This is a genomic window from Nitrosomonas sp. HPC101, from assembly GCF_009833125.1.
In the GTDB taxonomy this organism is placed as follows: Bacteria; Pseudomonadota; Gammaproteobacteria; order Burkholderiales; family Nitrosomonadaceae; genus Nitrosomonas.
This window is the reverse complement of record NZ_QRCC01000003.1, coordinates 43,858-65,733: the sequence shown is the minus strand read 5'-3', so window position 1 is coordinate 65,733 and position 21,876 is coordinate 43,858. Positions and strand designations below refer to the sequence as shown.

Below are 21,876 nucleotides of genomic sequence, written 5' to 3'. Positions count from 1 at the left end.
CGTGACATGGGACTACAGAATCTTATCAAAGAGAAATCGGGGGCAGGGTTACTAAGGAAGCGCGCTGTTTTATAGCGGCATTGGTGCAAATAACCCACTTTGATTGAAGCGTGTGGTGCGGGTGTAATTGGTCGATTGAAAACAATCTTCACTGGATGTCGCTTTTGATGAAGATATCAATCGGACTCGCAAAGATTATATAGTGCTGCTAACTTGGCTGTTATTCGGTTATTGCCTTGGAATTTCTCCTGTTTCCTGGCTGCTGATCGGGTTTTAGGGTAAAGGTCGTGGTAAAATAATTAATTGAAAGGTATTATCCCGCTTCTTGATTTTTCTGTAGCCTGCATCAAGGGAAGAGTGGCCGAGCGGTTGAAGGCACTGGTCTTGAAAACCAGCAACAGGAAACTGTTCGTGGGTTCGAATCCCACCTCTTCCGCCATTCATGGTTTTGCGAGGATATATATTGGGGTTGCGTTTCATTTAAATGGGATGCAGAGATGATATCCATATCTTGATTCGGCAACTCCCGGATTTCCTTTGTGCCAATCTGACGAAGATGATTCTTTGATGCTATCCGAGAAGATTGGTTGGTCGTGCAGTTTCTTGAGCCGGGCGAAAGTCAGGATATTGGCTGGTATAAAAATGGAGAAAATTTAACAATGAGCGTTCCTCTTTTACAGCAATACCGAGTGGGTAGTTATATATTGAAACAAAAGCTCCGGGGTAATAAGCGCTATCCTCTGGTGCTGATGCTTGAGCCGTTATTTCAATGTAATCTGGCCTGTGCGGGTTGCGGCAAGATTGATTATCCGGATGAAACGTTGCGTCGCCGTTTGAGCGTGGATGAATGTCTGTATGCTGTGGATGAATGTGGAGCGCCAGTTGTCTCCATTGCGGGGGGGGAGCCACTTATCCACAAGGAAATGCCACAAATCATACGCGGTATCATTCAGCGCAAAAAATTTGTGTATCTGTGCACCAATGCGCTATTGTTAGATGTCCGTATGGATGACTACCAGCCTTCTCCATATCTGACATTTTCCATTCATCTTGACGGTAACCGGGAACGCCATGATACGTCGGTATGCCGAGAGGGAGTGTATGACAAAGTTATTCCGGTGATTAAACAGGCATTGCAGCGAGGTTTCAGGGTAACTGTTAACTGCACCTTGTTTCAGAATGAAACGGCAGAAGAAGTAGCCGCATTTTTCGATACCGCGACCGAACTTGGTGTTGAGGGCATCAATGTATCACCTGGATTCAGCTATGAACACGCGCCCCGGCAGGATGTATTCCTGCAAAGATCGGTAAGCAAACGACTGTTTCGTTCAATTTTCCAGATTGGAAAGAAGAGTAAAACCCCTTGGAGATTCAATCATTCCAGCTTGTACCTGGATTTTCTCGCAGGCAATCAAAGCTACCAATGTACGCCGTGGGGAAATCCCACGCGTAATTTATTTGGCTGGCAACGCCCCTGTTATCTGCTGGTGGATGAAGGTTATGCAACGAGCTTTCGGGAGCTGATGGAAGAGACCGACTGGGATCGTTATGGTGTCGGTAATAATCCAAAATGTGCGAATTGTATGGCGCATTGCGGATTTGAGCCTACTGCTATCAACGATACTTTTGCTCATCCGCTTAAAGCATTACAGGTCAGTATGCGTGGTCCGCGTGTAGAAGGTCCTATGGCATTAGATCCACTGCAAACAAACAATGGGTCACAGCACAATGCAGATAAGCGAAAACCCTTTCCTGTATCGGTAATCGTTGAACATAAGACCGCTTCATCGGTACAGGATCATTCATCCGGCCCGGATAAATAAATATTTTCTCTGGTCTGAAAAAGTTCATATTCCTGCTTGTCGGAAGTCATGATTACATTGATGGTGTATATGACCTTGGTGGGCACGCTGTGCTGGTGGGCTATCCTGTTGGCTCCGTGGCAGGCATGGAATGTTCGGGAGCAGCTGGAACCTTCGGTGGATACGGAGGAGACAAGGCAGTTTTTAAGGGATGTTACAGTTCTGATTCCTGCGCGCAATGAGGCGCAGTTTATTGATCGGACTCTGAACTGCCTTCAGATGCAAGGCGGGGATGTGCGGATCATCGTAATTGATGATCAATCGGAGGATCGTACTGCGGTTCTGGCAGAGAGGCCAGGGGTGGAAATTATTTCTGGGACAAATCCACCTAAAGGCTGGAGTGGAAAGCTGTGGGCCTTGGATCAGGGGTTGCAACAGGTACGTACTCGTTACACTTTGCTGCTGGATGCGGATATTAGCCTGTCGCCCGGCATTCTGGAAGCTTTGTTGAACAAGGCATACCAGGAGAATTTATCGCTGGTATCGATCATGGCAAAATTGCCTGTTCAGCGTTTCTTAGAACGTCTGCTGGTGCCGGCATTTATATTTTTCTTCAAGCTGCTATACCCGTTTAAGCTATCCAATGAACCAAAATCTCGTGTGGCTGCCGCAGCGGGTGGATGCATTTTGGTCAAAACTCGCGTGTTGAAGTCTGTTGATGCTTTTGCCAGTATTCGCGATGCGCTGATTGATGATTGCACACTGGCAGCCCGGGTTAAACAGGCTGGTTTCAAAACCTGGATCGGACTGAGTCATGCCGTGCAAAGTCACCGGGGGTATGACAGTCTTGCTGCTATCTGGAACACTGTTGCTCGTACTGCGTTCACACAACTGCATTATTCGATGTTGCTGCTGTTTCTGTGTACGTTGTTCATGATCAGCATGTTCTGGTGCGCACCATTGTTCGCAATAATTTATACGGATACAGTTTTTGTGATTAGTAGTGCTTTTGCCTGGCTGGCCATGCTTATTGTTTATACATCCGTGCTCAGGTTTTATCAGAGTTCGCCATTTTGGGGCGTGGCATTACCTGTGATTGGTACGCTATACCTGCTGATGACATGGACATCTGCACTCAGATACTGGTGCGGAACACGGGCTCACTGGAAAAATAGACGTTATGAAGCTTCTGAACACAACTAACAGGATAGGGATGCTATTGGTAGTTGTCATGTTGATGACAGTTGCCGGGTTGCGCGCAGAACCACCTGAAAGTGATGATGCGGAACAAGTGGTGAGTGTTCTTCAGGACGGCCTGATCCAGGCGATGCAGCAAGGCCATGAAATCGGTTATAGCGGTCGTCTGAAACTCCTTGCTCCCATCATTCAACAGACGCATGATCTGGCGATGATTGTCCGTTCCGTGCTGGGGACGCACTGGGCAAAACTCGATTCCAATCAGCAGCAGGCTATCACACAGGCATTTCAGGCGAACAGTATTGCGACCTACGCAGATCGCTTTGACCAATATAATGGAGAACAATTCAAAATTGTTGAGCGGGTGCAACTCCCACGAGGGCGGATGCTGATTCGCAGCCAGCTTATTCGTGCTGATGGCGATCCTGTTAATTTTGATTATGTGATGAACAGGACTGGTGAAAGCTGGCGCATTATCAATATTGTAGTCGATGGGGTCAGTGATCTGGCGTTGAAACGAGCTGAATACAATGCCGTGCTGCAAAAGGATGGTATTGCTGCCTTGGTAGACATGCTGGAACAAAAAACAGCACGTATCAAGCAGAGCCATCTGTAATTTTTGTATGCAATTGTTTTTGTCCACGGGGACATAACCTGAACATTTCACCGCTAAAGTAGTTTATACATGGAACAATTCGCCAAGGAAACATTGCCGGTCAGTCTTGAGGATGAGATGAAGCGTTCTTATCTCGACTATGCGATGAGCGTGATCGTGGGCCGAGCTTTGCCTGATGTGCGTGATGGATTGAAGCCGGTGCACCGGCGTGTACTGTACGCTATGCATGAGCTGTCCAATGACTGGAATCGACCCTATAAAAAATCCGCACGTATTGTCGGTGATGTGATTGGTAAATATCACCCGCATGGTGATACCGCTGTCTATGACACGATCGTGCGCATGGCACAGCCTTTTTCCCTGCGTTATATGCTGGTCGACGGACAGGGTAATTTTGGCTCGATTGATGGTGATAATGCAGCCGCCATGCGTTATACCGAAATCAGAATGTCACGCATCGCACATGAATTACTGGCCGATCTTGACAAAAGTACTGTTGATTTCGGTCTCAATTATGATGGCTCTGAACAGGAACCGCTGATTCTGCCGGCAAAAATACCTAATTTGCTGATCAACGGTTCATCCGGTATCGCGGTAGGCATGGCAACCAACATTCCTCCTCATAATATGGGTGAGGTGATTGATGCTTGCCTGTTGTTACTGGCTGATCCTGAAATTGATATTGCCGGTTTGATGGCCTGTATTCCGGCCCCCGATTTTCCAACGGCCGGTATTATTTATGGGATATCCGGTATTAGGGATGGATACCAGACTGGAAGAGGACGCGTCATCATGCGTGCCCGGACGCATTTTGAAGAACTCGACAAAGGAAATCGTCACAGCATCATTATTGATGAATTGCCCTATCAGGTGAACAAAGCCAATCTGCTGATACGTATTGGGGAACTGGTCAGAGATAAAAGGATAGAAGGCATTTCCGATTTACGTGATGAATCGGATAAATCCGGGATGCGCGTGGCCATTGAACTCAAGCGCGGAGAAGTGCCCGAGGTTGTCCTGAATAATCTGTATAAAGAGACGCAGATGCAGGATACATTCGGCATAAACATGGTGGCGCTGGTTGATGGGCAGCCACGTTTGCTCAACTTGAAGCAGATGTTGGATTATTTCCTGCGTCATCGCCGCGAAGTTGTGACACGGCGCACCGTGTTTGAGCTCAGGAAAGCACGGGAGCGCGGCCACTTGCTGGAAGGATTGGCAGTTGCATTATCCAATGTTGATGAGATTATCGCCTTGATCAAGGCGGCCTCAACCCCAGCTGAGGCTAAAAAAGGCTTGATGGCCAGAACATGGCGATCCTCTCTGGTTGAAGAAATGCTCCGTCGCGCAATGATTGATGCTGCTGCATTTCGCCCTGAGACATTGGCTGCCGGGTTCGGGATGTCAGATCAGGGATATCGTTTGTCTGATGCGCAAGCTCAGGCGATTCTCGATCTCAGATTGCATCGTCTTACCGGACTGGAACAGGAAAAAATTGTCTCCGAGTATAAAGAGATACTGGAGAAGATTCGCGACCTTCTCGACATACTGGCAAATCCAGAGCGGATTACCGCCATCATCATTGAAGAATTGACGGCTATCAAAGGGCAATTCGGCGATCCCAGGCGTAGTGAAGTCGTGATTGATGCGCAGGATTTAAATACGGAAGATCTAATCACACCCGCTGATATGGTGGTGACTTTATCGCATGCGGGCTATATCAAATCCCAGCTACTGGATGATTATCGCGCTCAGAAACGCGGAGGACGCGGCAAGCAGGCGATTACTACGCGTGAGGATGATTTCATCGATAACCTGTTTATCGCCAATACCCATGATTTCATCCTGTGTTTTTCCAGCCTTGGGCGTGTGTACTGGATTAAGGTGTACAACGTCCCGCAGGGGAGTCGTACATCACGTGGCAGACCCATTAATAATCTTGTTCCGTTAGAAAAGAATGAAAAGATCAATGCTATTCTGCCTGTCAAATCGTTCGATGATACGCGTTACGTGTTTATGGCAACTGCTGGTGGTACAGTCAAAAAGACACCGTTATCAGAGTTTTCCCGGCCACGGACCAATGGGATCATTGCGATTGCCCTGGATGAAGGGGACTATCTGATCGGTGTTGCGCTGACCGAAGGCAAGCATGATGTGATGCTGTTTTCTGATGCGGGCAAGGCGATGCGTTTCGATGAAAACGATGTACGTCCGACCGGGCGTACTGCGCGTGGGGTTAGGGGCATGAGGCTCGGAGCAGAACAGAAAGTCATCTCGTTACTGGTTGCAGATAGTGAAAATATGGCGGTGTTGACCGCAACCGAGAATGGGTACGGAAAACGTACTTCCATTACCGAATATACCCGCCATAACCGCGGGACTCAGGGTATGATCGCGATCAAAACTAATGTACGTAATGGTAAGGTCGTTGCTGCGCAACTGGTTGAACCCAATGATGAAATCATGTTGATTACTACGGGAGGTGTCATGATTCGTACGCGTGTCAGTGAAATTCGTGAGATGGGCCGGGCGACTCAGGGGGTTACGCTGATCAATCTGGATGCCGGTGAAAAACTGGCTGGACTGGAAAGAATCGTTGAAACGGATGAGAATTAACCCAACCCGGTGAAACAATGAGAAAAATATACAATTTCAGTGCAGGACCAGCTGTTTTGCCGGAGGAGGTATTGCAGCAGGCTCGCGAGGAAATGCTGGACTGGCACGGCAGTGGTATGTCAGTCATGGAAATGAGCCATCGCGGGAAAGAATTCACGTCCATTGCGGACAAGGCCGAGTCTGCCTTGCGTGAGCTGGCAAATATTCCTGCTAATTACAAAGTACTTTTTCTTCAAGGTGGGGCATCCAGTCAGTTTGCCATGGTGCCGATGAACCTGCTTGGCAAGAAGGGCAAGGCTGATTATGTTAATACGGGTCAATGGTCAGCAAAGGCTATCAGTGAAGCCAGAAATTACGGTTCTGTCCATATTGCAGCCTCATCGGAAAACGAAGGGTTCAACGCCGCTCCTCCATTGGAGCAATGGCGTATTTCACCTGATACAGTCTATGTGCATTACACCCCCAATGAAACCATCGGTGGTGTCGAATTTCAGTGGACGCCTGATTTATCTGCGGCGCCTGGTAATCATGACAATATTCCACTGGTTGCCGATATGTCATCCAATTTCCTGTCACGTCCTTTTGATGTCAGCAAATTCGGATTGATTTATGCCGGAGCACAAAAAAATGTCGGCCCTGCCGGACTGGTAGTGGTGATTATCCGGGAGGATCTGCTGGATATTGCACCACTTGCCGGGACACCCACCATGTACCGCTATAAAACGCATGCAGACAATGTTTCAATGTACAATACACCGCCTACTTATGCCATTTACATCATGGGGCTCGTCATGGAGTGGCTGAAAAAACAAGGTGGGTTAGCTGTGATTGAGCAGCGTAACATTGCCAAAGCCAAGCTGATCTATGATCTGATTGATACCAGCAGTTTTTACCACTGTCCGGTTAATCCGGCGGATCGGTCCAGGATGAATGTTCCGTTTACGTTGAGTAAACCAGGCCTTGATGACGCATTCCTGAAGCAGGCACAGGCACATGGCCTGATTCAGTTGAAAGGGCACCGGTCGGTCGGCGGTATGCGTGCCTCGATCTATAACGCCATGTCATTGGAGGGAGTGCAGACATTGGTGACCTGTATGCGGGAATTTGAGAAAAATCATGCCTGATGACACCCAAAGAATATGCAGCGTTCTTACGCTGAACCCGATTGCTTCGGTCGGGCTCAAGCGTTTACCTGCGAATCTTTTTCAGATTGGTAGCGATATTTCCGATCCAGATGTGATACTGGTGCGTTCCCATAACATGCATGATATGGAAATACCTGGCAGGGTGATTGCAATTGGTCGTGCTGGCGCCGGAACCAATAATATTCCTGTCAATCAGATGAGCGCACGCGGAATTCCGGTTTTCAATACACCTGGCGCGAATGCCAATGCAGTCAGAGAGCTGGTATTGGCAGGCATGTTGATGGCGTCGCGTAATCTGATACCGGCTTTACGCTTCGTCGAAACTCTGGAAGGAGATGATCAATCTTTCAATCTTCAGGTCGAAGCAGGCAAGAAACAATTTTCCGGCCTAGAGTTGCCGGGGCGGACGCTGGGTATCATCGGTCTGGGCAAGATCGGACGACAGGTGGCCGATGTTGCAATCAAACTTGGAATGAAAGTACTCGGGTATGATCCGAAAATTACTATTGACTCTGCATGGAGTTTGCCCGCAGAAGTACAGAAAGCAAACCAGATTGAGGATCTGATACGCCACAGTCAGTTTATTTCGTTACATGTGCCACTCAACGATTCCACTCGCTATCTGATCAACGATGCACTGATCTCTCGTATGCAAAAAAATACAATTTTGCTCAACTTTTCGCGTAATGCTGTCGTCGATGAGGATGCTGTACTGGCTGGTATCAAAAGTGGCACTATCAAAAATTATGTGTGCGATTTTCCTGACCAGAAGCTGAAACAGCATCCGGCTATTATTACTTTGCCCCACCTTGGTGCTTCCACACGCGAAGCGGAAGAAAACTGTGCCATGATGATCGCTGATCAGATCATGGATTATGTTGCTCACGGCAATATTAGTTATACCGTCAATTTTCCGGATGTTGTTATGGAACGCGGAACGCAGTTCCGGGTTGCGGTAGCGAATGCCAATGTCCCCAATCTGCTGGGACAGATATCAACTCGCATGGCGGATATCGGCTTGAATATCCATAATATGATCAATAAATCCCGTGGAGAAATGGCTTATACACTGGTTGATACCGACAGAGCGGTTCCGCCGGAAATCATTGATGCAATTACCCGGATTACGGGTGTATTGATGGTTCGCTATCTGCCCGTTTCAATTCCTTCCGAGCCTGAGCGGGTGTAGAACGGAAAATTCATCCGCAATCTTGTTAAATCCCTATTGATGACGGAACAGCTAAAACGACTGCGCAATGAAATCGATGCAATCGATGATGAATTGCTTCGATTGATTAATACACGTGCAAGGCTTGCGCAGCAGATTGGCCGGCAGAAATCCGGAACCGCCTATCGTCCTGAACGTGAATCGCAAATATTTTCCCGCTTGCTGCAAGCGAATTCCGGGCCATTGCGAGACGAGCACGTCGTGCACTTATTCACTGAAGTTATATCATTTTGTCGTGCCCTGGAAGAACCTTTGACTGTAGCCTACCTTGGACCGCAGGGCACATTTTCGGAGGAAGCAGTTGCCAAACGTTTTGGCGGTGCGGTTACCTCGATTCCCTGTAGCTCGATTGACGATATTTTTCGCAAAGTTGAATCCGGCACTGCTGATTATGGCGTTGTGCCAGTCGAAAACTCGACTGAGGGTGCAGTCGGCAGAACCATGGATCTGTTATTGCAGACACCTCTGAAGATATGCGGCGAGCTTCAACTGCCCGTCCATCAGTGTTTGATGGCACAGCATGCTGATTTGGCTGCTATTCAAAAAATCTATTCACATCCACAGTCATTCGCACAATGTCAGGCATGGCTCAACGAAAATATGACTGCAGTTGATCGTATCAATGCCGCCAGCAATGCAGATGCTGCCCGTCAGGCTGCCGCGGACAGCAGGGTCGCCGCGATTGCCGGAAAAAAAGCTGCTGAAGTATTCGGGTTGAAAATCTGCGCTGCCAATATTGAAGATAACCCGAATAACACGACGCGATTTCTGGTGGTAGGCATGCAGGCAGTTGCGCCGTCTGGAAAAGATAAGACCTCGCTTGCTATGGCTACCAATAACCGGCCGGGCGCAGTTCATGAGCTTCTGGCGCCATTTGCACACCATCGTGTCAGTATGACACGCTTGGAGTCGCGTCCTTCGCGCGCAAGTTTGTGGGAATATGTTTTCTTTACAGATATCGAGGGGCATCAGGAAGATGAAAATGTCGCCAGGGCGCTTCAGGCATTGCGTGACAATGCAACCTTTCTGAAGGTTTTCGGCTCTTATCCAGCAGCATAAGTTGATAAATTCCTGAACAAAAGACTATTGATTCCCAAATGTTATGAATCTTTTTGAACTGGCACCAGAATACATCAGGGCAATCCAGCCTTATCAACCAGGCAAACCAATATCGGAACTGGTCAGGGATCTGGGGTTGGATAAAGACGAAGTAATCAAGCTGGCTTCCAATGAAAATCCGCTGGGAACCAGCCCATTGGCAAGAGAAGCAATGATTCAGGCGCTCAATGAATCTTCCCGCTATCCGGATGGCAGTGGCTTTGAACTGAAAGCAGCTTTGTCCGAGCGTTTGGGCGTATCGGCTGAGCAAATTGTACTGGGTAATGGCTCTAATGATGTACTTGAGCTTGCTTCCCGTATTTTTCTGCGCCCCGGTACCAGCGCGATTTATTCCCAGTATGCATTTGCTATTTATCCGCTGCTGGCTCAGGCAGTTGGCGCTAGGGGTATTTCCGTCCCTGCAAGAAATTATGGCCATGATCTGGAAGCTATGCTGGATGCTGTTACGCCGGAAACGCGCATCATATTCATTGCGAATCCCAATAACCCGACTGGTACCCTGTGCGATGCTAGAGATCTGTTGCGTTTTGTGGAAAATGTTCCGCAGGATGTTCTTGTTATCCTGGATCAGGCTTATGATGAGTATCTACCAGAAGCAAACAAAACCAACAGCATTGCGTGGTTGAAAAATTTTCAGAATCTGGTCATCACACACACCTTTTCCAAGGCTTATGGTCTGGCCAGTGTACGTGTCGGTTTTGCGCTGGCGCATGCCGATATTGCCAATCTGATGAATCGCATCCGTCAGCCTTTCAATGTCAACAGCATTGGTCTGGCAGCTGCCCAGGCCGCGCTCGACGATGTCGAGTTTGTCAAACTGTCCTATATGACGAACCGGACTGGCATGCAACGGATGATTGCCGGTCTGGATCAACTGGGTATTGGGTATATCCCCTCTTTTGGAAATTTTGTCAGTATCCAGATTGACGGTCATCAGGCTGATACCCTACAGATCTACAAGAGTCTGTTGCAGCAAGGTGTCATTGTGCGTCCACTGGGGAATTACGGTATGCCCAATCATTTGCGGGTGACTATCGGAATCGAGGAAGAAAACAAGCGATTCCTGTACGCATTGGAACAGGCGCTGAAAGAAAATCCAGCGGGTTAATAGACAGTACATCGTTCATGGTTTCATCCTGCATTTCAAAACTGGTTATTATCGGTGTGGGGCTGATTGGCGGTTCGTTTGCGCAGGCGTTGCGCCGGGCTGGCCTGGTTGAGCATGTCACCGGAATCGGGCGCAGTCCTGAAAACATGCAGTGTGCCCTTGAACGGGGCATCATCGATGAGCAGACAAGTGATTTTGCTGCCGCATTATCCGGCGCGGATTTTGTGCTGCTCGCAATTCCCGTCAAGCAGACTGCCCATGTCATGCAGCAAATGGCATCTTATCTGGAAACGGGGACTGTCATTTCGGATGTTGGCAGTACCAAGCAGAATGTGGTGCATGCAGCCCACGCTTATCTGGGTCAACATATCAGCCGCTTTGTTCCTGCTCATCCGATTGCCGGAACCGAATTCAGCGGTGCGGACGCTGCTTTTCCTGATCTCTTTCAGGATAAACCTGTAGTTCTGACACCGTTGCAGGAGAATGATCAACAGGCTATTGATCGCGTTGCCACCCTCTGGCAATGCTGTGGGGGGCGGGTTTCGTTTATGTCGCCGGAACGGCATGACCAGATACTCGCTGCTATCAGCCATCTTCCACACATGCTGGCGTTTTCACTGATGCAACACATCCGCACCCAGAGTTTTACCTTGGATGAAGGCGATCCACTGGAGCTTTTACACCTTGCAGGCAGCAGCCTGAACGATATGACACGTATCACTGCCAGTTCCCCGGAAATGTGGCGGGATATCTGCATGGATAACCGCACAACGCTGCTCGCACAAATGGAAGCCTATCAATTGGAGCTGTCCAGGTTGCGGCAAATGCTGGTCAATCGTGACAGCGAAGCTCTGGAAAAATTATTTTCGGCAGCGCGTATTATCCGTAAAAACTGGACGGTTCTCAGAAACGAATCCTGATTATCCAGTTTATTATTTGTAGGCGCAGATTTCCCGGCAGCATCTAATCTGTGTTTGGCTTTTTCCTGGCACGGGGATGTGCCTGATCATAGATTCTTGCCAGATGTTGAAAATCCAGATGGGTGTAAACCTGTGTACTGCGGATGCTGCTGTGCCCGAGCATTTCCTGAACCGCGCGTAAATCTCCGCTGGATTGCAGCAGATGGGAAGCGAATGAATGACGCAGGGCGTGTGGGTGTACCCGTTCATCGAGGTTCTGTAATAGCGCTCGTTGATGCAAGCGGATTGCAATGGTGCGCGGATGAATACGCTGGCCGCGTTGTGATAAAAATAGCGCGGTCTCATCTGGCATCAGCCATGCGCTGCGCAGTGGTAGCCAAGCTTGCAATGCGCGGAGCGCCAGCTCGCCAACCGGCACGATACGGGTTTTATCGCCTTTTCCCGTGACACGCACCGTGCCTTCGGTGAAATCGACATCGGCCGGTTGAAGTCGCGTCAACTCGGCCAGACGCAATCCGGACGAATAGAATAGTTCGAACATGGCGAGATCGCGTGTTGCCAGTGCATCACCGGAAGGGTTGAATGCCAGCAGTTGCGCGGCTTCATCGGGTGAAAGTGCATGCGGTAGTGTATGCGGCGATTTAGGTACACGTACATCCAAACAAGGGTTCACGGCGTGATGATGATGGCAGATCAGGTAACGATAAAATCCACGCCAGGCGGATAGCATACGTGCCAAGCTCCTGCCGGAAAGGCCACCACTATGTAAACGTGCAATAAAATGGCGGATATCATGCGCATGCAATTGGGTGAGTGACGCATCGGAAACTGCGTTTCCGTTTTCATGCCGGGCTGCAATACAGCGTACCAGCGCTATCAGATCACGTCGGTAATTATGCTGTGTTTGAACGGAAAGACTGCGCGTACTGGCCAGATAAGTCAGATATTTGTCAAGCAGTGGCGGCAAGACAGGAAAATTCTGTGCGTCATGAAGTGGATTCACGCGGGGTTGCTCCGGGCGTCTGCTGCATCAGTCGTGTAATTGAACTGCTGACCATATCTCCCAGGCGTTCCAGATAAAGCGTGCCCATGTCAGGGAAAAAACGTTCCACTTCCGGGCTGGCGATCACTAACAAGCCGAGATTGGATTGTTGCTTCAAGGGAATAACAGCAAAGGATTGCAGGTACTCTGCATCCACTTCAAACCATTGCCTGATTTCATCGTCCACCTCTGGCCCGCAGTAGGGGTGCAGCATTTCCTGTGCGAGGATACGGATGTTGTTGCTGGTCTGATCGAATTCAGGGGAGGGGAGATCCACCTGGCCACCCGGTTCATCAGTTTGCCACAAACGCAACGCGACGTATGGAATGGAAAAATCTTCACATAAATGGTATTGCAGCCCGTGCAGCATTTCGGTCAGTGAATCGAAACCCAACAGTGCAACTGTCAGGCGATGTATTTTATTGCCAATGACATCATTTCTTTCGCCAACATCTACCAGCTCCTGTAGTCTGCGCTGCAAAAGCCTGTTTTTCTCACGTAGCATCTCCACCTGTCGTTCATTGATTGAAATTGCGCGTCCCTGATATGGGTGCGGGAAACGGAGGGATTCCACCAGGTCAGAATTCTCCTCAAAAAACTGTGGGTGGTCCTGCAGGTATTGGGCAACTTCCTCGGGTGTGGTCATGAGCAGCGTACATTTCATTATGACAGGGCAAATATCTTACCACGGAGAGGTGTTAGTAGGCATCAGGCATCTGGCTGTTCTGTAATTTTATCCCCATCGCAAGATGAATCCTGCAGTAGGATACGGTGACGGTGAGGTACGAACTGCATCGTTGACCCTGCCTGCTTGTCTGCTGTATGGGCAGGCGTAGCGGTACGCCGAAGCAACCCAGAAACAATGACAGCGAAAACAACTACCTCGTCCATTGCATTGCTGGCTGATTTTGTTGAATCGACCGCTATTTTCCGCGCATGAACATTTTATCCAGTTCGGCCAGACTGATTTCAAACCAGGTAGGCCGGCCATGGTTGCATTGATCCGAACGCTCGGTCACTTCCATTTTACGCAGCAGTTCATTCATTTCCGGCAATGTCAGCAGACGGTTGGCACGAACGGCACCGTGGCAGGCCATGGTTGCCAATAATTCATTTCGACGGGCTGTGAGCAGCTGGCCGGGATCTCCATTCCTGATTTCATCCAGCAGATCACACATCAGCTTTTCTGCGTCGGCACTTTGCAACATCGCTGGTATTGCGCGTACAGCAAGCGTGGCAGCCGACAGTGTGGTTATTTCAAAACCCAGTTGCTGCAACAGGAATTGATTTTCTTCAACCGTCGCGATATCGAGACTATCCGCATGAAATGTAACCGGGATCAGCAGTCGCTGCGTGGACAACGCCTGCTGATCCAGCTGTGATTTCAGTTGTTCGTAGACAATACGTTCGTGCGCGGCGTGCATGTCTACAATCACCAATCCTTTTTGGTTTTGCGCCAGTATGTAAACACCAAGGAGCTGCCCCAGTGCAAAGCCTAGCGGGGGTATGGCCGGATTCTCGCTACCTGCCTTCTCCTTGGTTTGCCGAGGTGAATCTTGCATGGCAACGGTACCGGATTCGTTGGCGGATAAAAGCTGATAAAAACTGAAAGGCTGGGCAATCATTTCCGACGGCAAGCGTGTTTGCCTGGGATAGTTCAACACTGGTGCAGCAGGAATGAAGTCTGTGTGCGTCTTGTCAGCGGATGCGTGTGCGCCCGACAGCGCAGCCATGGCAGGTGATAGTGTTTCCGTACTCGAGCGGGGTGAGGACAATGCCTTGCTGACACCATGGTAAATGAACTGGTGAATGGCCCGCGCTTCCCGAAATCGGATTTCGATTTTGGTCGGGTGTACATTCACATCTACCTGTTCCGGATCAATCGCCAGGTATAATACAAAAGCTGCATGACGGTCGAGGTGCAGCACATCGCGGTAGGCTTCACGCAGGGCATGGGTAATCAGTTTGTCCCGCACGAATCGCCCATTGACAAAAAAATACTGCGTGTCACGGGTAGCGCGTGAGTATGCGGGTAATGCCAGCATCCCCCGCAAGCTGATACCAGCAGAGTGCTCGTCGATCCAGGTAGCCGATTCCGCGAATTCCTTGCCCAGTATGCCGCTGATGCGCTCTGCTGCCTCTCTTGCAGCCTGCCAGTGACCGCGCAGATTGCCGTTGTGCCGCAGCGTGAAGGTAATATCGGCATGGGAAAGTGCCATGCGCCGAAAAATCTCTTCACAATGCGCAAATTCTGTAGATTCCGTTTTAAGAAATTTGCGGCGGGCAGGCAGATTGAAAAATAAATCCCGGACCTCAACTGTAGTGCCTGTCATGTGAGGTGAAGGTTCCGGTGATATTGACCGTGTATCTTCGCTGCGTATCTCCCAGCCATGTTTTTCGCCTGACGCGCAGCTGATGAGTAACAGATATGAAACTGACGCAATGCTGGCCAGTCCTTCCCCCCGGAACCCCAGGCTGGTGATTCTGTATAGATCTTCCTGACTGGTAATCTTACTGGTTGCATGGCGCGTGAGGGCGAGTGGCAATTCCTCTACAGGAATACCTGTGCCATTATCTGTTACACGGATCAGTTTCAACCCACCCTGCGCGATATTGACTGCGATTTCAGTTGCACCGGCATCAATGGCGTTTTCCAGCAGCTCTTTCAGCACTGAAGCTGGGCGCTCGATGACTTCTCCTGCCGCTATCTGACTGATCAACTTATCGGGAAGTAATTTGATTGAACACATTTGGAGCTGGAATCGAGATGGAAAAATATGCAGCGAAACTGATTGAATCGGTGATTATACCGTCACCAAGTTATGGTACGCTTAATGTCAAATGGGCGAGGAAGGCACGAGTGCTCCGCATCCTTCCCAGTCACGACAGTATTTCAAGAACCAATTATTAATAATCATCATGACACAAGACGAGCAGAAACGGGCAGTAGCACAAGCAGCCCTGCAGTATGTGCCGGTAGGTGAAATCATCGGCATCGGGACAGGATCCACCGCCAATCTCTTTATTGACGAACTGGCCAGAATTAAACACAAGATCGAAGGAGCCGTGGCAAGTTCCGAGGCGACTGCAAACCGTCTGAAGCAGCATGGAATTGAGGTTCTGAGCCTCAATTCCGTTGCCGATATCCCGGTATATATTGATGGTGCGGATGAAATCACCCGGAATATGCACATGATAAAAGGCGGTGGCGGTGCGCTGACGCGTGAAAAAATTATCGCGGCGGTTGCGCGTAAATTCATTTGTATTGCTGATCAGAGCAAGCTGGTTAAGGTACTGGGGAAATTTCCTCTTCCGGTGGAAGTCATTCCGATGGCACGCAGTCATGTTGCGCGGGAAATTGCATTATTAGGCGGACAACCGGCCTGGCGCCAGGATTTCATCACTGACAATGGTAACGTGATTCTAGATATACATAATCTAAATATCATGAACCCGGTTGAACTGGAAACCATGCTCAACCAGATTACAGGGGTGGTGACAAACGGCCTGTTTGCCAGACGAAGCGCTGATGTGCTGTTGCTGGGTACTGATCAGGGAGTGGAAACCCTGACGGTATAGCTACAGACATTTCCCTGCCTGTCTTGGGTCGTCATATTACTGGCATAAAATGACGTGATTATCTCTCTACAGGATGCATAACATGGTTAACAAGGAACATGTCTCAAAAAAATTTGACGCTGATCTCGAAGAAATCCGCACATATGTATTACAGATGGGAGGGTTTGTCGAAGAGCAGATCAAGAATGCAGTCGAGGCATTGACTGATGGCAATGAGCACATGATCGAACAGATTATCGACAACGATCATCGCGTCAATGCCATGGAAGTAAAAATCGACGAACTCTGCTCCCAGGTTATCGTGCGCAGGCAACCCACAGCGATTGATTTGCGCATGATTATGACTGTAATCAATACTATTACCGATCTGGAGAGGATTGGTGACGAGGCAACCAAAATCGCCCGTATGGCAAAATTGATTTACGCCGCAGATCGTATGCACATGCCTCGTTTCGTCGAAATACGGCACATTGCTGCTATTGCCATCGATATGTTGCGCAAGGCGCTGGATGCTTTTGCCAGGCTGGATCCGAATGCATCGGCGGAAATCGTGCGCCAGGATGAACAAGTGGATGAGGAATTTCGGTCGATTATCCGGCATTTGGTAACGTTTATGATGGAAGATCCCCGTAAAATTTCTACTTCGATCGAGATCCTGTTTGCTGCTAAAGCAGTCGAACGCATAGGCGATCATGCCAAAAACATGTCGGAATATATTGTCTATCTGGTTAAAGGCAAAGATGTCCGCCATGTATCGGCAGATGAAATCGAACGAGAAGTCAGTAAATAAACCGCCTGGAATCAGGCCACGTATCATGCACGAATATTCAACACTTGCTGCGGTTGATCTGGGTTCCAACAGCTTTCATCTGCAGGTGGCCCGGACGGAAGGAAAACAGCTCTATCTGTTGGATAGCCTGAAAGAAATGGTACAGCTTGCAGCGGGATTATCCGAAGATCAGATGCTGGATGAGGCATCGCAACACCGTGCACTGGCCTGTCTGAAGCGGTTTGGCGAACGTTTACGGGGATTGCCGTATCGTGCGGTCAGGGTGGTGGGAACAAACACGCTGCGTGTTGCCAGAAATGCAACAGATTTTCTGCAGAAAGCTGAAGATGCGCTGGGTTTTCCGATTGAAATCATTGCAGGATACGAAGAAGCCCGGTTGATTTTTCTTGGAGTGGCGCACAGCCTGCCGCCTTCCAATGATACTTTGCTCGTCGTCGATATCGGTGGTGGTTCTACCGAGTTAATCATTGGCAGCCAGCTGAAATCCAGCAAACTGGAAAGTCTTTCCATCGGCTGCATCAGCCACAGTCAGATTTTTTTTCCGGATGGAAAGATCACCAAATCGTCATTGAAACATGCAGAACTGGCGGCACGTTCTGAAATACAGGCTGTTGCGGCCGGTTTTTCTCCATCACGCTGGCAAAAGGCTTACGGTTCTTCCGGCACTGCGCGTGCACTGGCCCATATTCTCACACTGAATGGCTATAACAATAGCGATGAGGCAGAAATCATCACGCTTGCAGGTCTGGAAAAACTGCGGGAATTCCTGCTTAAAACAGGCGATCTCAGAAAACTGGCAATCCCTGGATTGAATCCCGATCGCAAGGTGATTATCGCGGGTGGATTTGCCATCATGAATGCTGTTTTTACAGAATTGAAGATTGAGCGCATGGAAATCACCAGCGGCGCACTGCGCCAGGGAGTGCTTTACGATATGCTGGGACGCTTTCACAAAGAAGATATGCGTGAGGTCTCTGTACAGGAATTCATGCAACGCTATCAGGTAGAACCACAACAGGCAGCCCGAATTGAATCGCTTGCGGTCTTGTTTGGCAGGCAGCTCCTGGCAGAAGATTACATCGATCAGGAAAAAGTTGAAAATGCACTGAAACTGCTTGCCTGGGCGGCACGTTTGCATGAAATCGGTATTTCGGTAGCCCATACGGGTTACCACAAACATTCTGCCTATATTCTCGATAATGCCGATATGCCCGGTTTTTCCAGAATAGAACAATTCCAGTTAGGCCAGTTGGTACTCTCGCATCGTGGCTCGCTTGCCAAAACTCGGGATTTTCTTGGCCAACCCATTAACCTCGCCCGTTCAATTGCTCTGCGTATCGCTGCAATTTTTTACCGTAGCCGCACGTATATTGAGTTGCCAGACATGACATTGTCCATGGACGGCGGGCGCTGCACACTATGCATTCCACCGGCCTGGCTGGAATGCAATCCACTGACCGACACGCTGCTGAATAATGAAATTAGCGCCTGGGAAAAAGTAGATGTCGATTTTCGTATTGGGAATCGAGTGGACGATTGTCATATCCGACCTGGCGCAGCCTGAAGATTGATCCAAATAATCCTGTATTTTTCCAATAGCCAATGGCGGTAATCAGTCAGAATTACGCCTTGATACCAAGCCCAGTTTATCTCAGAGAGAGAGGGATTGCAGGCTGACGCGGCAGCGTATGAGTTTGACGCTGCGATAGCGATTGCTCGACGTTGAGATGATGTGTCGCCCGCTGTGCAGATCCAGCACGCAGCGATGATAGACAATGCGCCATGGCGAGCGTGCTCGTAGTCGCATGCTTGCGGACACGGGCGGTGAGTTTGGTGCCAGCACCTGCACGGTATATAGATTTACATCGCAGTAAACCCGTGCCTTGGTATCTTGCGCTGGAAATCCGAGCCGTGTCATTGCAGGTAATAATGCACCTAGTGGAGCTTGAGATCGTTACCGTCCAGGATACGCCAGACAGTTATTTCTCCAACCCGATGTGGATCAAGCCTTCCACTAGGCTGGAACACATACTTTCTTCAACATGCCTGTTGGCCATCCGACAGGAATATTCTGTGGACTCAATACTTAATTATGTCTTAAGTTCTCCACTCTCTTTTTACTTCAGGCAACATGTTTTCTTGTCCACTCGACATACCGGTCCATCCAGCCTTGCAGGAATTTCTTGCTACGCTCATTTCCAATGTTTCCGGCCTCGTCAAACAAGTCTTCTGTTACGTGGATAAACGCTTCCGGTTGACAAAGTGTCGGAACATCGAGATAAGCAAGAGAGATACGCAGATGCTGTTGCGAGATAGCCGTACCGATCGAACCAATGGAAGCACCTATGACACCGGCAGGCTTGCCTGCCCAAGCATTCTGTCCGTAGGGACGGGATGCTTGGTCAAGCGCATTTTTGAGTACGCCAGGCATTGAACGGTTATATTCTGGTGTTACAAATATCAATCCCTGTGACTCCGCAATCTCGCGCTTGAGCCGCCTTACAGAATCGGCTGGATGGTCATCATCATCCTGGTTGTAGAGTGGCAAGTCGCCTATGGTCAGGTGCTTGAATGCGAATTTCGGCGGACCAAGTTTTATCAATGCGTCAGCCAGTTTTCGATTGAATGATTCTCTGCGAAGGCTTCCAACCACAACAGCAATCTGATATTGACTCATTGCGACTTCCTCCTGTAGATAGAAAACATATAAATACTTGCAAATTCTTTAAATACTTATAGAGGTAAATATACTACGTCACTACAGATTGCCGTACCAATAAAAAAATTCACAATAAGTTTGCATAAAGCGCTTGACTTCCATTGCGCGCATCACTAACATAATAATGAGATTGCTTCTCATTATTATGTTTTCTCTCTCAAGGTCGAAGTAACTTTATTTCCTCCACATCCCATCCCGGGCGATCTACCTACCTTACCTCGTCCGGGATTTCTTCTTCACAGACAACTTATTAAGCAAATTTTGTTGTGGTACTGATTTGTGGATGTTGCGCCGTATACAGTGATTTTTACGCAAAATTTTCTTCACCGCAAAACCCTAAGACCTATTGATATGGTCTTTCCTTGAGCCTGTACAGGTTCCCGTACAGGCTTTTTCGTTATATTTCCGGCTTGTACTACACAACCTGAATTGCTTGTTTCATATTGCGCATCATGCGTAGTACATAAAACAGTTCACTGTTATCCCAAGGAGTGAAGCGTGGCAGCTGGAACATATCGCTATTTTGTCGGGCAGCACCCCATGCGGTTGAGACGGCAGCCTCAAATCCGGCGTCCTTGATCATTTTTACATGTGCAGGCAGATAGTCTTTGCCCGGCTTGCCATTCGGGTAGGCGAACAGACGTACCTGTGCACCGGTAATTGCTTCAAGCCTTGCCTTTCCTTCTGTTATCTCCATACGTGCAGTCGCATCATCGATGCTTGCAAGTATCGGATGGGTGACGGTGTGGCCCCCTATTTCCATTCCTGCGTCGTGTAGCTGTCTGACTTGCACTGAAGTCATCATGAGATTGTCTGGCAGTTCGGCAGAGATGATGGCGCTGAGTTTCTCTACCTGAGAAGCCCTTGTTTCGTGGGGTAAGTATTTCAGTTTGTTGATCAGGAAGGTTAGCGTTTCCTGCTTTTGCTCAAGCGTGGCAATTGCGTGAGTACCCAGATCGATCATGCTCAGATCAAGTTTGTCTCCTCTGGCGAAGCGCACTGATTCGATAACGGTATCGTTCCACATTCGTCCTCCATCCAGAAAGCCGGAAGCAATGAAAAAGGTTGCGGTTACGCCATACTTTTGCAGGAGTGGGAGTGCTACTTCAGCATTATCTGCGTAGCCATCGTCAAATGTGATACAAGCGGCACGAGCAGGCAACGTACCGTTGCCTAATCTGTTTACTGCCTCGGATAAAGGCAGGATGTTGAAATTGTTGGTCAGATAACCCAATCCTTTTTCGAACTGTGTGACTCCTCCTTCTCCTGTCAACAGATCCGGTTCCGGTAAAACACGATGATGGATGACAATGGATAATCTTGCATTTTGGCCTGCGGGAGAAAACAGGGAGGGCAGTATTTTCATAGGAGGTGTGCTTATATTTTGATCCAATCCTTTAGATGAGGAATCTCAAGGTAAGCAAGGATACGGGTACTTTTGTGTTACCAGATCGGGGTTAGCTGTTATTTTCCATGTCAGTTAAGAAATTTACAGTATTTCGGGCGTTATTACTGCGCGTAGGATAATACTTTCTCGCTCATTTCTTTGTTTACAGCTGAACCACCAGACAGAGCCTTTTCGTACGGAGAAATCAGTTTCTTCTCCTTTTAACAGGAGAGAGGCGATTCTTCCCAGGGTAGGTTGATGCCCCACCACCAGTACGGTACCGTCTGTTTCCGGCCAGGCAATTGCATTAAGTATTCTGTGTGGGGTGGTGTCTGTTCCTACCTGATCACTGGTTTCAAAACGGGTAGTCAGTGCCGAAGCAGTTTGCTGAGTACGTCTGGTCGGGCTGACTATGATATGAGTATCTTGCGGCAATTTGGTTTTCAGCCACTTGGCCATTTTTTGTGCCTGTTTCAAACCTTTTTCAGTCAACTCGCGTGTTGCATCTGGAATACCATCTTCTGCTTCGGCATGACGCCATAAAATCAGATCCAAGGTTATGCTCCTTTTTGAATGATCGGCTCCCGGATAGGGTAGACCCGAAACGG

19 protein-coding genes and 1 tRNA gene are annotated in these 21,876 nt (G+C 48.9%); 13 read left to right on the top strand and 7 right to left on the bottom strand.

The genetic code is table 11. The features are described 5' to 3' along the window. Window positions 1-351: 351 nt before the first annotated feature. From ABO04_RS03205 to ABO04_RS03160, 10 genes are all read left to right on the top strand, one after another. Window positions 352-439, top strand: a tRNA-Ser gene (locus ABO04_RS03205). 220 nt (window positions 440-659) lie between these two features. Beyond that, window positions 660-1,823: an adenosyl-hopene transferase HpnH gene (hpnH, locus tag ABO04_RS03200; protein WP_160809244.1), complete on the top strand. Its 1,164-nt coding sequence runs from the start codon at window positions 660-662 to the stop codon at window positions 1,821-1,823. 48 nt (window positions 1,824-1,871) lie between these two features. After that, window positions 1,872-3,005 carry a glycosyltransferase gene (locus ABO04_RS03195; RefSeq protein ID WP_160809243.1) on the top strand — a complete coding sequence of 378 codons (1,134 nt, stop codon included), beginning with the start codon at window positions 1,872-1,874 and terminating at the stop codon, window positions 3,003-3,005. Window positions 3,006-3,015: 10 nt separating this feature from the next. After that, window positions 3,016-3,615, top strand: coding sequence for an ABC transporter substrate-binding protein (locus ABO04_RS03190; RefSeq protein ID WP_240141396.1), 600 nt, complete (start codon window positions 3,016-3,018; stop codon window positions 3,613-3,615). A 69-nt stretch (window positions 3,616-3,684) separates the two neighbouring features. Then, a complete protein-coding gene (gene gyrA / locus ABO04_RS03185) occupies window positions 3,685-6,231 on the top strand; it encodes a DNA gyrase subunit A (RefSeq protein WP_160809242.1) in 2,547 nt (848 codons plus the stop codon). A gap of 17 nt (window positions 6,232-6,248) precedes the next feature. After that, window positions 6,249-7,355: a 3-phosphoserine/phosphohydroxythreonine transaminase gene (serC, locus tag ABO04_RS03180; RefSeq protein ID WP_160809240.1), complete on the top strand. Its 1,107-nt coding sequence runs from the start codon at window positions 6,249-6,251 to the stop codon at window positions 7,353-7,355. Further along, the gene (locus ABO04_RS03175; protein ID WP_160809239.1) at window positions 7,348-8,565 is read left to right on the top strand and encodes a 3-phosphoglycerate dehydrogenase family protein; all 1,218 of its coding nucleotides are present in this window, start codon (window positions 7,348-7,350) and stop codon (window positions 8,563-8,565) included. Before serC ends, ABO04_RS03175 begins: the two co-directional genes overlap by 8 nt. Window positions 8,566-8,604: 39 nt before the next feature. After that, window positions 8,605-9,663 carry a prephenate dehydratase gene (gene pheA, locus ABO04_RS03170; protein ID WP_160809237.1) on the top strand — a complete coding sequence of 353 codons (1,059 nt, stop codon included), beginning with the start codon at window positions 8,605-8,607 and terminating at the stop codon, window positions 9,661-9,663. 43 nt (window positions 9,664-9,706) lie between these two features. Beyond that, window positions 9,707-10,831 (top strand): histidinol-phosphate transaminase, encoded by a 1,125-nt coding sequence (gene hisC, locus ABO04_RS03165; protein ID WP_160809235.1) that lies wholly within the window; start codon window positions 9,707-9,709, stop codon window positions 10,829-10,831. Between the two features lie 17 nt (window positions 10,832-10,848). After that, on the top strand, window positions 10,849-11,751 hold the full coding sequence (locus ABO04_RS03160; protein WP_164504240.1) for a prephenate dehydrogenase/arogenate dehydrogenase family protein: 903 nt from the start codon (window positions 10,849-10,851) through the stop codon (window positions 11,749-11,751). Between the two features lie 43 nt (window positions 11,752-11,794). Here ABO04_RS03160 and xerC read toward each other — a convergent pair whose 3' ends face one another. The 3 genes from xerC to mutL all read right to left on the bottom strand — a co-directional run bounded on the left by xerC (window position 11,795) and on the right by mutL (window position 15,543). Next, complete coding sequence (gene xerC, locus ABO04_RS03155; RefSeq protein WP_160809233.1) at window positions 11,795-12,754, bottom strand: tyrosine recombinase XerC; 960 nt, start codon at window positions 12,752-12,754, stop codon at window positions 11,795-11,797. Then, window positions 12,738-13,439 (bottom strand): DUF484 family protein, encoded by a 702-nt coding sequence (locus ABO04_RS03150; RefSeq protein WP_160809231.1) that lies wholly within the window; start codon window positions 13,437-13,439, stop codon window positions 12,738-12,740. Before ABO04_RS03150 ends, xerC begins: the two co-directional genes overlap by 17 nt. Before the next feature lie 277 nt (window positions 13,440-13,716). Beyond that, window positions 13,717-15,543 carry a DNA mismatch repair endonuclease MutL gene (mutL, locus tag ABO04_RS03145; protein WP_160809229.1) on the bottom strand — a complete coding sequence of 609 codons (1,827 nt, stop codon included), beginning with the start codon at window positions 15,541-15,543 and terminating at the stop codon, window positions 13,717-13,719. Between the two features lie 169 nt (window positions 15,544-15,712). Between mutL and rpiA the strand changes: the two genes are divergently transcribed. The 3 genes from rpiA to ppx all read left to right on the top strand — a co-directional run bounded on the left by rpiA (window position 15,713) and on the right by ppx (window position 18,726). Continuing rightward, window positions 15,713-16,372, top strand: coding sequence for a ribose-5-phosphate isomerase RpiA (gene rpiA, locus ABO04_RS03140; protein ID WP_164504239.1), 660 nt, complete (start codon window positions 15,713-15,715; stop codon window positions 16,370-16,372). Between the two features lie 82 nt (window positions 16,373-16,454). Continuing rightward, the gene (phoU, locus tag ABO04_RS03135) at window positions 16,455-17,162 is read left to right on the top strand and encodes a phosphate signaling complex protein PhoU (RefSeq protein ID WP_160809228.1); all 708 of its coding nucleotides are present in this window, start codon (window positions 16,455-16,457) and stop codon (window positions 17,160-17,162) included. Window positions 17,163-17,187: 25 nt separating this feature from the next. Next, window positions 17,188-18,726, top strand: coding sequence for an exopolyphosphatase (gene ppx / locus ABO04_RS03130; RefSeq protein ID WP_160809226.1), 1,539 nt, complete (start codon window positions 17,188-17,190; stop codon window positions 18,724-18,726). A gap of 87 nt (window positions 18,727-18,813) precedes the next feature. Here ppx and ABO04_RS03125 read toward each other — a convergent pair whose 3' ends face one another. From ABO04_RS03125 to ABO04_RS03110, 4 genes are all read right to left on the bottom strand, one after another. Continuing rightward, complete coding sequence (locus ABO04_RS03125) at window positions 18,814-19,080, bottom strand: hypothetical protein (RefSeq protein ID WP_160809224.1); 267 nt, start codon at window positions 19,078-19,080, stop codon at window positions 18,814-18,816. A gap of 204 nt (window positions 19,081-19,284) precedes the next feature. Then, the gene (locus ABO04_RS03120; RefSeq protein ID WP_160809222.1) at window positions 19,285-19,839 is read right to left on the bottom strand and encodes an NAD(P)H-dependent oxidoreductase; all 555 of its coding nucleotides are present in this window, start codon (window positions 19,837-19,839) and stop codon (window positions 19,285-19,287) included. Between the two features lie 457 nt (window positions 19,840-20,296). Then, window positions 20,297-21,247, bottom strand: a complete 951-nt coding sequence (locus ABO04_RS03115) for a polysaccharide deacetylase family protein (RefSeq protein ID WP_160809220.1) — start codon at window positions 21,245-21,247, stop codon at window positions 20,297-20,299. Between the two features lie 123 nt (window positions 21,248-21,370). Next, window positions 21,371-21,823 (bottom strand): histidine phosphatase family protein, encoded by a 453-nt coding sequence (locus ABO04_RS03110; RefSeq protein ID WP_160809218.1) that lies wholly within the window; start codon window positions 21,821-21,823, stop codon window positions 21,371-21,373. Window positions 21,824-21,876: the final 53 nt, after the last annotated feature.